The 12388-nt window shown below is 53.8% G+C and carries 4 protein-coding genes; all 4 read right to left on the bottom strand.

Translation table 11 applies throughout. The features are described from left to right. Nucleotides 1-134: 134 nt before the first annotated feature. Complete coding sequence (locus LG211_RS14400; RefSeq protein ID WP_253020909.1) at nucleotides 135-1112, bottom strand: hypothetical protein; 978 nt, start codon at nucleotides 1110-1112, stop codon at nucleotides 135-137. Between the two features lie 576 nt (nucleotides 1113-1688). Then, nucleotides 1689-2195 carry an HdeD family acid-resistance protein gene (locus tag LG211_RS14395; protein WP_227755464.1) on the bottom strand — a complete coding sequence of 169 codons (507 nt, stop codon included), beginning with the start codon at nucleotides 2193-2195 and terminating at the stop codon, nucleotides 1689-1691. A 97-nt stretch (nucleotides 2196-2292) separates the two neighbouring features. Then, nucleotides 2293-3330, bottom strand: coding sequence for a DUF3089 domain-containing protein (locus LG211_RS14390; protein WP_269477861.1), 1038 nt, complete (start codon nucleotides 3328-3330; stop codon nucleotides 2293-2295). A gap of 61 nt (nucleotides 3331-3391) precedes the next feature. After that, entirely contained in the window at nucleotides 3392-12385 is an 8994-nt protein-coding gene (locus tag LG211_RS14385) for a non-ribosomal peptide synthetase (protein WP_269477860.1), read from the bottom strand. Between the last annotated feature and the right edge of the window lie 3 nt (nucleotides 12386-12388).

Genomic DNA, 12388 nt, shown 5'->3' with positions numbered 1-12388 from the left:
CTCCAAGCATTTCCTGTCCTGATTCTTGACTTCAAGGATGTCTTTTATTCTATTTACACATAATTTTTTGGGATGCCAGGGAACATAAAGCTTCGTCTGGCACCTTGTCACCGCAAATTTCTTCGCAATTCCTCTTACTTCTTACTTTTCCGTTCCTGGTACTCTCTGGCCAGGTACTCCCGCGGCTTTATTTTTTTCTTAAGGCCGTATTCGTAAACAGATAGCCATAATTTATCTTCGCCCATGCAATCCACCAAGTCAAGAGCGCGGTAGAGGGTAATTTCCTTATCCTGTTCCCGGCAGTTTTTAAAATAGTATTTGATCCCGTCTTCCGGTTCCGCCAAAGCAATTGCGATGAGCAAGACCATTGCGCAGAGCTCATTTACGCTATCTTCCAGATCATATCTTTGATTATCGTATTTCCCAAGATGGTCCAGCTTGGCACTTTTTTCAGCCACCAGTTTCATTGCCTCTTCCATGGCCATATATTTCACATCGCTTGTCTTTAATTCCTGCAGGAGCACCAGCTCCTGATTCAGGTGCAGCGACTCCCTGCTTAATCCTCCAGTAGCAGCGGATAAAAGCAATGCGGAGATGGTTTCTTTTGAATATCCTGCGGCAAAAGTCCGTTTTACCACTAATTGAAAGAAATCCGGCTGAGCCCATCCGATGGAACGAAAAGGGTCGTCCGTTGAAAATAAATAGTAATTACAGGCTTCACATATTAGGGAATACAGATCCGTTAATAAGCTTACTGATTTGAAATAATGCTCGCTTTCTGTCGGGATTTTTTCCAGCTCTTTGATGTATTGTTTTACTAAAAAACGCCATTTGGGCCGCTGGTGTTTGGGAATGATTCGGTTGGGAGCGAGATAATTCTGCGCGCGAGCATTTTCGATAAACAAGGTGATCTGCTGTTCTAAGTCTTGAAAACTGATAATTGTATTTTTCGCTGTTTTCTTCACATCCTTGCCTTCCAATACATCGCGTATCAGAGAATCGACATCCTCCTTCTGCCCCTTGGAAAATTGCTTGTAGCTTTCTACAAATGCTTTCTCCAGTAAATTTCTGTCCGCAGAAATCAACAGCTGCCTTAATTCCTGTACTTTCATTGCCCCAATTCCTTTCCTGCTTCACCACAAAAAATACAAACTAACATCTTTTTCATATATAATGCCGACAAAGATTTGTATTGTCAATGGAAACAGAGAAATCGGGATAAGTTCGAGGACAGACGGAGCCTCCAGGAAGGATGGTATCCATTGAGCGCATCCACAATAATCAATAAAGACAACAAGATATTTTGCAAAAATATTGATGTAAAAATATTGAAATTATAGCCAAATCTGGATATAATAGACAAAAGCAAGCAAAGGCGGCGAAAGCGGTTAACCTTCAAAAGAAGGAAAGTTACCCGAACTACATGAACGTCCACTCTGTGGAACTCTTGGAAGGGAGGGCAACCTTTATGTCGGATTTTGAAATCTTGTCACTTATGCTCATTTTTGTGGGTATCGTGGTAGGTATTCTGATCGAGTACATAAAAAAGTAACCGTTCTCGCAGCCCAGGATTACGGTTACTTTTAACTGTATTCAAGGCTAACCGTTTTCAGCGGTTCCGCCTTTCTTGCTTTTATTATACAAAAACAAGAAATGAAATTCAAGGGGATTTTCAGATCCGTTTTCTCTTATTTTTTCAGCGACATGCCAAGGCTAAGGGTATTGATGCCCTGCATCACGATGGTAAAGGCCACCATATAGCCAACCAGCGCCACGCCCATCAGCGGATGGAACATAGCAGCCACCGCCACAAGAATGGAGATCACGCCAAAGACCATGCCCAGCACCCAGGACTCGCCGCTCTTCTTCAGCTTCCAGGCGCCAGCCGCACGGGTAATACCGGAAACCAGGACAAAAGCCATGATGAAATAAATAATGATCGTGTCCGCAAAAAAGCGCCCATAATAATTACAAATCAAGATAATCCCGCCTACGATGGAAAGAATTCCAAAGAACGCATCCCAGCCGGAGCCGATTTTTTTCCCGAAATAATTTGTTACGATGTTGAACCCCGCCAGGATCAGGATAATCCCCAGCAGCCAGGCCAGGCTCAAAGCTGCAACCCCCGGACGAAAAACGCAAAAGATACCCAGCAGTGTGGTTAGTACTCCTAAAATAATTGTTATAACTTTCAAAATAGACCTCCTCATAAACTGAAAAAATTGCAGATAACGTATCTTCGATCGCACTAGCGGCAAATCTCTTGCAAACTCTGCGTTTGCCCTTCTTGCTCTAATTTGCACCCGCTAAAAACTTTGCCGCGCGATTTTCTGCATTCTCCCTTAAATTGTAGTAATAAAAAGCATAGTCTTTGCTATGATAAACCCCAAGGGGAAAGAACGCTTTGTTGGGATTTGCATACTCTTTCGGATCAACCGTAGTACAAATTACGGTCCCCCGGTCCAAATCCACCGCAGCATCTGCAAGGGCCGCCACTTTTTTATAGCTGCCGTCTTCCTGGGGCATATAGGCGCCCAGATTATCCTCTTTGGGTGCAGTCCTGCCGCTGCGGGTCCAGCTGATCGGATTGATGGCAACCGAGCCATCCAGCACCGTGTTATTTTTACCATCTACCTTCGGCGCCTCTGTGTTGTAAGAAATGATGACTCCGGTATCGTTTGCGCTTTCCGCAAATTTTATATGGGGATTTTCCTTTAGCTCCTCCTCTGTTACAGAATATCCGATTACATAGGCAGCGACCATCCTCTGGGCAGCCTGGGGGTTTTCTTTTAAGTATTGGAACAGGATGAGTTTTGTCATTACGGAGCCCTGGGAATGGCCTGCAAGAATAAACGGCCTTCCCTTGTTATAATGCTTCATATAATAGTCAAAAGCTGCCAATGCATCTGTTCCCGGGACTCCATCCGTATATTGGGGCTGCTTACTGATCGGCTTGGAGAGCAAATAAGCCGCGTCGATCTGGCGATAATACGGTGCGTAAATGTTTCCCACGGTTTCAAATGCGGTCGCCTGTCCGGCCGCAATGGCCTGCGCCTGTTTTCTCATGGGTTCATAATCAATGGTGCAGATCGGGTTATTCTCTTCATCCTCCATGCCCCAGGCCGTAGGATAAAGGTAAAATACATCCACCGGCTTGTCACTCTCTTTTGGGAGCATCATCCAATTATCGTTTTGGCTATAGTCCGATGCCGTAATATCATCGCCGGCCACCGGGACGCTTACGCTGTCCGTTGGGCCCTCACATGCGGAGAAAACTGCCGCAATCAGAAGGATGCACAGGGCACAATAGCATCGCTTAAATGTTTTCATAAAAACCTCCTTGTAGAATTTGGTGGCCTTCACTTTGATAGAAAGCGGGCCACCATCATCCTTACGCTCCCGCAAAAAATCCCAGCCCTTCCATGGCCTCCACAAACCGGCCCACATATTCCTTGGAAGTGGTCGGCCACTGATAGCCCATGCGATAGAGCACCTGCATGGTATAATCGTTGGTCCTGGCAATGGAAACCGTCTTCTTCCCGTGGCCCATATTCTCGTAAGCGATCATGCTGGACAGCACCGCCGCCTTGTCCGGGTCTTTCTGGGCCGTCTCCAAAGCCGCCAGATAGTCCGCCTCTTCGGCCAGCTCGATCTCCACGCCGCAGCTCTTCATGGCGCAGATGATATCCCCAAGATAGATACTGTGGTTGTTGTACGGGTGGAACAGGCAGCACGCTTTCGGCGTCTTTGCCAGGGTCAGGATCGCCCTGGCCGTGCTGTCGATAGGCGCCATTTCCGCCGTCATATCCATCATGGAATAAGGGAACTTGCCGATCAGCTCATAGGACTTGAGACGGCCCACAAAGCTGTTGGTGGCAAAATTCATCTGGAATTCGCCGTCCGTATCCCGGGCCGACAGATTGCCCACCCGCATGATTTTCGCGCTGAGACCGGCGGCCGCCGCCTCCAGGACAGCCCGCTCGGCCAGGAACTTGCTGTGGCCGTATTTGGTATCCAGAGCCTGGCCGAAGTAGAGCATCTGCTCACTCATCACCGTATTGGAAGGCGGCACATCGCCCACGCTGAAACCGGAAACGCTGGTGGTGGAAATATGGACGATGCGGCTGCCGGTTCTCTTGCAGTAGTCAATGGCGTTCAGCACCCCGCCCACATTGACGTCCTCAATATCCGTTCCCTTGGAGAAGTGTTTCACATTGGCGGCGCAGTTGATCACCGTCTGGATATCCTCACCTTCCAGGCGCTGAAAGACGCCAGGATCCGTAACATTGCCCTCCACCAGAAGGATTCGGTCCCCGAACAATTCCTCATAGGTCGTCTCAAAATAGTAAAAGAGCATGGTGCTGAGACGCTTTTCCAAAGAATCGTAATTGCCCTTGCGCAGGATGCAATAAACGCGCCCGGACTCCGACTCCAGGAATTCCCGCAAAATGTGGATTCCCAGAAAGCCGGTAGCGCCGGTTAAAAGCACGTTGCCCAGCGGGAGCCGCTGGCCGCAAACAAAGGAGTCAAGGCTATTTTCCGCCAGCACCCGGCCGACATTCGTATAATCATAATCGGACAAGTCCTCCAGCTCAGATGCCGAGTCGCCCGCATCCGTGCGGAACATGGCCGCCAGCCTGCGCGGGGTCGTATGGCTGAACACATCGCCGTAGGTAATGTCAAAGCCCGCCTCCGTAGCCGCGATAATGACGCTGGTAACCCGCAGGGAGGTGCCGCCCAAATCGAAGAAATCGTCGTTGGCCCCCACCTTATCGAGCTTCAGCACATCGGCGAAGATCTGGCAGAAGACCCGTTCCCCCTCGCCCATAGGAGCCGTATATTCACCGGCCTCCGCCAGCTTCGGCTCCGGCAGCGCCTTGCGGTCAATTTTCCCGTTGGGGGTCATAGGCAGCGTTTCAAGCTGGCAATAACCGGTAGGCACCATGTATTTGGTCAGCTTTTCCTGGAGGAACGCTTTCAGCTGGGAAACCTCCACCGCTTTTTCCGCCGTAAAGTAAGCGCACAAATGCTCGGTTCCGTTGATTTCCCGGATCACCGTCACCGCGTTTTTCACACCCGGATACCCGCCGATACAGGACTCGATCTCCTCCAGCTCAATGCGCAGGCCCCGCAGCTTGATCTGGTTGTCGGTCCGGCCCAGAATCACCACGTCGCCCTCCGGCGTCCAGCGGGCATAGTCCCCTGACTTGTAAACCCGCTGGCCGAAAGCGGTGATAAACCGCTCCTCGGTCATTTCCGGCAGATTGTGGTAGCCCCGGGCAACGCCCATGCCGCCGATATACAGCTCTCCCGTCACGCCAGGAGGCAGCGGATTTCCATCGCTGTCCGCGATAAACTCCGTATAATTCAAAAGCGGCGGCCCGATGGTGATGCGATCCGCAAAAGTCAGCTCTTTGGCGTTGCAGGAAACGGTAATTTCCGTCGGCCCGTAGGTATTGAAGATTCTGGCCTTGGTGACCTTTTTCAGTTTTTCCAGCAATTTTAAGCTGTACTGCTCGCCGCCGGACATGACTACCTTGCACCCGGCCAGGGCCCGGCAGAATTCCGCCGACTCCATATACTGGAGCATACGGGACGGGGTGGCGTTGAAGATATCGCCTCCCGTTTTTTCCATCAGCTCCGCAAGTTTGAGGGGGTGATTGGCGCAGTCCTCGTCGGCCAGCACCAGCGTCAGCCCGTTCAAGAGAGCCACCGCCGTTTCCTTCAGAGACATATCAAAAGAAACGGTAGTTACGGAAACCATCACATGTCCTTCCTCTGCGCAGGCGCGCACGTGAGGGTTGGCCTCATGATTGCGCGTATAATTGACAATGCCCCGGTGCTCCAGCATAACGCCCTTTGGTTTTCCGGTGGAGCCGGAGGTATAGATCATGTAAGCCAGATCGTGCCCCGTCACCGCTGCCAAAGGCGCAGGCGCGCCTTCATAGGCCAGCAGCTCTTCCATGTCCACCGCCTGTTCATAATCCGCCAGGCGGTCTGCCGTGGTGATCACCAGAGAGGCCGAACTGTCCTCTGTAATTTGACGAATTCGCTCCGCCGGATAGTCCGGATCGCAAGGGATATAAGCGCCGCCGGCCTTCATAACGCCGTACATGGCTATAATCAGCGCCCCGGTCCGAGGCAGCAGGACTGCGGCCGACTGGCCCGGCCCAAAGCCGCGCGCGGCAAGCGCTCCCGCTACCCGGTTCATCCTTTCATCCAGCTCCCCATAGGTATAGGAGCCTTCCGATGCGATGAGCGCCGTCTTGTTTTTATGGAGGGCCGCCTGTTTTTCAAAGGCCTTGTGGAAAATCTCCTCCTCCGGCTCCGCGGCGGCCCTGCGGCAAAAGCCTTCCAGAACCTTCCTCTGCGGCTCCGTAACAAGGCTGATGCTCCGCAGCGGGCATTCCGGCCCGGCCATCATCCGCTCCACGCAAAGGGCGATGCTCCCGGCAAGAAGTGCCGCCAGCTCCCCACTGTAAAGAGCGTCATTGTACTGAACGCAGACAGCCGGACGGCCTTCCCGCTCTTCAATATGGATGGAAATCTTAAACTTGGGCGTGTCGCTCTCCAAGCTTTCCATCTCTACCTGACTGCCCAGCAGCTCCACCTTTTCCAGCACGCCCAACTGGCAGGCGTACATGATCTGGGGCGCGAAATCATAGTCCTGGGCGATCTTGGAGAAAGGATAGCCTTCATGGGACACCGCGTCCATCATTAAATCCGCCGATTCTCTGATAAAGTCTATCGCCGTCTTGCCTTGCCCCAGGCTTGCCGCCAAAGGAAGGGTGTTTACAAACATTCCCAGAGACTGCCGGACCTTCAAATCCGACCGTCCGCTGCTGATGGTGGAAAGATAAACCTCCTCCGTATGGAGGAAACGGGCCAGGGTGTAAAAGACACCGGCCAGGAACAGATGGGCGGGGGTAACTCCTCCGGATCTGCAAAAAGCATCCAGCTTTTCGCCGTCCACAAAGGCGGCTTGCTCCGCTTTTCTGCCGGCGGTTTCCTCTCCCGCCAGATCCGGCGTCAACTGACTGGCCCCTTCACAGTTTTTAAGCAGATCCGCGAAAAACTCGCCCGCCTGGCGGTAGGCGTCACTGTCCTCTGCCGCCTGACGATCCGCCGCATAATCGAAGTAGCTGTAGTCCTCCTTTTCCGCCTCTGCGCCCTCACAGGCCGCCGCCACCTGGCGGAGGAACACATCCAAAGAGCCGCCGTCAAAGATGATGTGGTGAAAATCCGCCAGCAGATAAAGGCCCGCCTCCGTTTCCACCGCCGCCAGCCGATAGAGCCTGCTATTTTCCAGTTCAAACGGTTTTACAAACCGGTCCCGATAATCCCCAAAGGCATCCTCGGACATGGAGTGAACCTCAATGACCGGCTCTTCCTCAAAAGGAACCTGCACCAAAGCGCCATCCCGGGAGCAGAGCCGGGCGGACAGGTACGGATGGGCTTTGACCACCGTCCGCGCCGCATCCGCCAGCGTTTCCGCCGTCAGCTCCCCCGGAAAACGGAAAACTGCGGGGATATTGTAGCCGGTATCCTCAGGGCGGCGGACCGCGTCGTAATAGACGCCCATCTGGGCCTGGGTCAGCGGGTAAGTGTCCCTCAGCGCCCGTTGTTCCTTCCGGGCCGCAGGCAGCGCGCCGCTGCGCAAGCTTTTATAAATTTCATCTTCAATGGAAAGAATGGTGCACTGTTTCATCATAGCCTTGACTTCCAATGTCAGGCCGTATTCCTTTTCAATGGCCGCCGCCAGCTTGATGGCGGACAGGGACGTGATCCCGGCCCTGGTCAGCTCCGTGCCTACGGAAAATTCTTCATGGCCCACAATGCCGCCCACCAGCTCTTTCAGCTCCTGCTCCAGCAAGGTGAGGGGCCTGGAATCATCGCCGCCTGTTTTTGGCGTCTGACTCAGCGGATCCGGCAGCGCCCTGCGGTTGACCTTCATGTTTTGGTTCAGAGGAATCTCATCGATCTGCATGGTCACGGCAGGCACCATATAAGGCGGCTTTTCCTCCTGAATAAAGGCGTTGAGCCGCTGGATATCCACCGTTTCATCGGAAACGACATAGGCGGCAATGGCCTTTCCTCCCGCCGGCGCGTCAAAGGCCATGACCGTGGCGTCCTTGATTCCCGGATACTGGCGGATGATTCCTTCCACCTCCGTCAGCTCAATGCGGAAACCCCGGATTTTCACCTGACCGTCCCGCCGGCCGATGAACTGAATATTGCCGTCAGGGAGAAAGCGGACGATATCGCCGGTGTGATACATGCGCTCAAAGCCTTCTCTGTTTGTAAAAGGGTTGGAGGTAAAGACCTTTTCCGTCTGCTCCGGCCTTCCCAGATACCCCCGGCTCACCTGATATCCGGCCACGCACAGCTCGCCCAAGGCTCCCGGCGGCACTCTTCTTTGCTGCTTGTCCAGGATGTAAAGCTCCAAGTTCCCGAGGGGCCTGCCGATAGGCACATTCTCATAGGCTGCGGTTTTATCCACCTCAAAGGCCGTGGTGTATATGGTACATTCCGTGGGACCGTACACGTTGTAAAAGGCGTAGTCCGCCTCCACCCGCACGGGAACCAGGGTTTCGCCTCCCGTAGAAAGGTGCCGCAGACTGTGGTTCTCCATTTCCGCCGCAAACTGGCGGCCCACCTGGGTGGTCATGAAAATGTGGGTGGCTTTTTCATTTTCCAGATACTGGTTAAGAGAAACAAGTTCCAGACGCAGCTCTTCGGGTATGATCAAAACCGCCGCGCCAAAGGTTAAGGCCGGGTACAGATCCATCATACAGGCATCAAAACCGTAGCTGGCATAAGCGCCCACCACGCTTTCATCTTCCATCTCATAAAAGGATTGATACCAGTGACAGAAGGCTGTGATGTTGGCCTGGGTCAGCATACAGCCTTTCGGCGTGCCGGTAGTTCCCGAGGTATACAGCAGGATAAACAGATCCTCCGGCGCAGGGTCGGTTTTCCCTGGCTCTTCTGCCGGCGGAAGGCTTGGAATATCCTTTGTGAGCAGGACCTTTCCTTTGAATTGGGGGACCAGCGAAAGCAGGCTTTCATCGGCAATCAAAAGCTCCACCCCGGCGTCCTCCATCATAAAGGCCAGCCGGTCCATGGGATAAGTCGGGTCCAGCGGCTGGTAAGCGGCCCCCGCTTTCATCACGCCAAGAGAGGCGATGGCCATATATTCGCAGCGGGGAATCAGAACCGCTACCACCTGTTCCCTGCCGATGCCCTGGCCGCTCACATAGGCGGCGATGCGCTCCGACAGCTCGTCCACTTCCCGGTAGGCGATGCGCTTTTCCTTGTAAATGACCGCCGTCTTTTCCGGAACCCGCCCAGCCTGCTCCCGGAAGAGATCGACGATGGTTTTGCTCCGGTCATAGGAAATGGTCTCTCCGTAGAAGGATTCCAACATGCCGACTTCCTGAGGGGATACCAGGGGCAGTTCTTTTAATCTGCCGTACTCCAAAAATCCCCTGACAACGCGCACCAGCAGATTGCCCAAGGTTTCGATGGTTTTTCTTTCATAAACGTCGCTCCGGTACTCGAAGAACATGTCGTAGCTGCCCTTTTTGCGGAATACATGGAGGGCGATATTGGCGAGGCTGTTTCCCGTTTCCAGGGCCTCCATCGGCACCTCTGCCCCGTCCAGCGTGACGGAATTGAGGGTCTGGGCCTGATAGACAAAGAGCAGATCCGACGTCACGCCATACTCCCGGGCCAGCTCGCCGAAGGAACAGCAGTCATGGCTCATGGTTTCAAAGAAACGGCTCTGCAGGTTTTCGAGGAAACCTGCTACCGTCTCTTCCTCATCGATGGAAAGGTAGACCGGCAGCGTCCGCACCAGCATACCCAGGGTATGGTTCATGCGCGGGTCGTGGCGGCCGTTGTTGACCGTAGCCAGCAGCGCCTCGCTCTGTCCGGTGTATTTGGCAAGGGCATAGGCGTAAGCGCCCAAAAATACCGTATTTTCCGTAACGCCGGCCTGGCGGGAAAACCGCTCCAGCTCTTCTGAGGAAAGCTTGCCCGCCAGATTGACATAGTGGCGTTTTCCCGGCCGCACGGACTGCTGCGGATCCTCCGGCCGGTCGAATACCGGACTGACGTCCACCTCATTGCCCGCCAGATATTCTTCAAAATACGCCTTGGCTTCTTTGTAAACATCCTTCTCTTTTAAGGTCGTCTCATAATTTGCGAGAGTGAATTGGGAAATGACTTCTTTTTCCAAAGGCTTTCCCTCATAAGCGCGGGCCGTCTGGCGGAAAAATTCGGCCACCGATGCGCCGTCGGAAATGATGTGGTGAAAATCGGCCAGAAGATAGACCTGCTGTTCGGTTTTGTACAGCTCGATGCGGAAAAGGGGTCCCTTTTCCAGATCAAAGGCCCGCACAAAGCATGCTTTGATTTTTTCCATTTCCGATCCGGCAATCTCCCTCACCGGAATGACAACTTCCCGATCCGGGAGGGGAATCATGCCGTACTCGCCGTCCTTTTGGCCGGTGCCCACAAGCAGCGCCGGATAGTGGCGGACGACCGTCTCCAGCGCCCTTTGCAGCCTGGGAACGTCCGTATCCCCCGGGGCGGTAAGGCAAAATGGGATGTTGTACATGACGCTTTCCGGGCTTTGCATACACTCCAAAAACACCCCAAGCTGGCTGTCGGTGAGGGGATAAAAGTCCCTCGGGCTGTCGCAGCCCGCGTAAGGGTCGGCCTTTTGCCCGTCGAGAAGGGCCGCGATTCCCGCAGGCGTCCTTCCCTCGAAGATCTGGGCGGAGGTGAGGAAAAGGTCCTGGCAGAATTCCTGCAAGCGCACGGCCTTGATGGAATCCCCGCCAATGGTAAAGAAATCATCCTTGCGCCCGATGCGGTCTATTGCCAAAACTGCCTCAAAGCCCCGGCAGATGGCCGCTTCCTCTTCGCTTTGCGGGGCCTGGTATTCGGCTTTAAAGGCTGACGCGTCGGGGGCTTTCAGGGCCAGCCGGTCCAGCTTGCCGTTCTGGTTCAATGGAAAAGCGTCCATCCGGATCAGAAACTGGGGGATCATATAATCGGCCAGCTTTTTCTTCAATTCCCCTTTAATGGCGGCGGCGGGGTTCTCCGGCCCATCCCCGTCCTCCAACTGAAAGTAGCCGCAGAGCCAGGTCTGACCGTATTCATTTTCAAAGCCCTTTACCACAGCGGTCTTTACATAGGAAAGGCCGCTGATGATGGCCTCGATTTCGCCGGTTTCCACCCGCTGTCCGTTGATTTTCACCATCCAGTCCTTCCGGTTTACATAGACCAGATTGCCGTCCTTTTGCAAGTAGCCCAGATCGCCGCTGTGATAGAGGACCCGGTCCGTGTCTCCTTTGGCGAAAGGGTTTTCCGTAAAGGTTTCGGCCGTCTTTTCCGGCAGCCCCAGATAGCCTTCCGCCAGACAGCCGGAAATGCAGATTTCTCCCGTTTCCTCCGGTTCCGCCTGGCTGCCGTCCTCCCGCAGCACGTAAATTCCCATGTCCGGGAAGGGTTTTCCGATGGGCGTATTGTCGTACTCCCGGTCCACCTTGAAAAAAGTGGCCGCCGGGGTGGTTTCGCTGGAGCCGTAAATATTGTAGATCTGGTAGCCGTCCCCATAGACTCCCGATACCCGCTCACTGCCGCAGAGCACGGTTCTCAGAGAATCCCCCTTATTTTTAAACAGTTTCATCATCTGAGGGGAAATCAGGGTAGCTGTAATGCGGTGGTCCGCGATGTAATCTTCAATTCTGCGGATATCCTTTCGCCCTTCTTCGCTGTTGATATGTACCGAGCCTCCCGCGTAAAGGCCCATAAAAACGTCCACCACAATGGCGACAAAATGGAAGGGCAGGTTGGACAGGTAGACATCCTCTGCTGTGACAAAGACCTGGGCGCTGCGCCGCGCCGCGCTGGCAAGGCTCAGGTGGCTGTGGACGATGCCCTTGGGCGTTCCGGTGGAGCCCGATGTATAGACAGCCAGGGCCCGGTCCGTGCCTTCGATCTTTGGCAAGCAAAGCCGGCCTGTTTCCTTGGGCAGCTCTGCCAGGAATTTTTCGTCGATTACCGCGCCGGCCCCGCACTGGTCGTTGATAAAGTCGATCCGCTCTTTAGGATAGCTGAAAGACAGGGGTACGATCACGCCGCCCGCTTTGAGGATTCCCAGAGACGCGGCAATGTACTCCATTTCCCTGGGAAGGAGAATGGATACAAAGGTTCCTTTTCTAACGCCTCTTTTTATCAGCACCGCCGCGATTCGGTCGCTGAGGGACCAGAGGGTCTCATAGGAGGTCTCCCTTTCTCCCTCCCGATCCGCGATGGCGGTTTTGCCGGGAATGTTTTTGATATGCTCCGCGAGCTGTTCTAAATATAACTGCATACA

The sequence above is a fragment of the Hominibacterium faecale genome, from assembly GCF_020734085.1.
GTDB lineage: Bacteria > Bacillota > Clostridia > Peptostreptococcales > Anaerovoracaceae > Hominibacterium > Hominibacterium faecale.
This window is presented reverse-complemented; position numbering and strand designations above follow the sequence as displayed.

What these genes read in the sequence shown, in the direction of transcription:
- LG211_RS14400 (WP_253020909.1), bottom strand. Translation starts at nt 1,112, where the DNA reads ATGAAAGTACAGGAATTAAGGCAGCTGTTGATTTCTGCGGACAGAAAT.
- LG211_RS14385 (WP_269477860.1), bottom strand. Translation starts at nt 12,385, where the DNA reads ATGCAGTTATATTTAGAACAGCTCGCGGAGCATATCAAAAACATTCCC.
- LG211_RS14390 (WP_269477861.1), bottom strand. Translation starts at nt 3,330, where the DNA reads ATGAAAACATTTAAGCGATGCTATTGTGCCCTGTGCATCCTTCTGATT.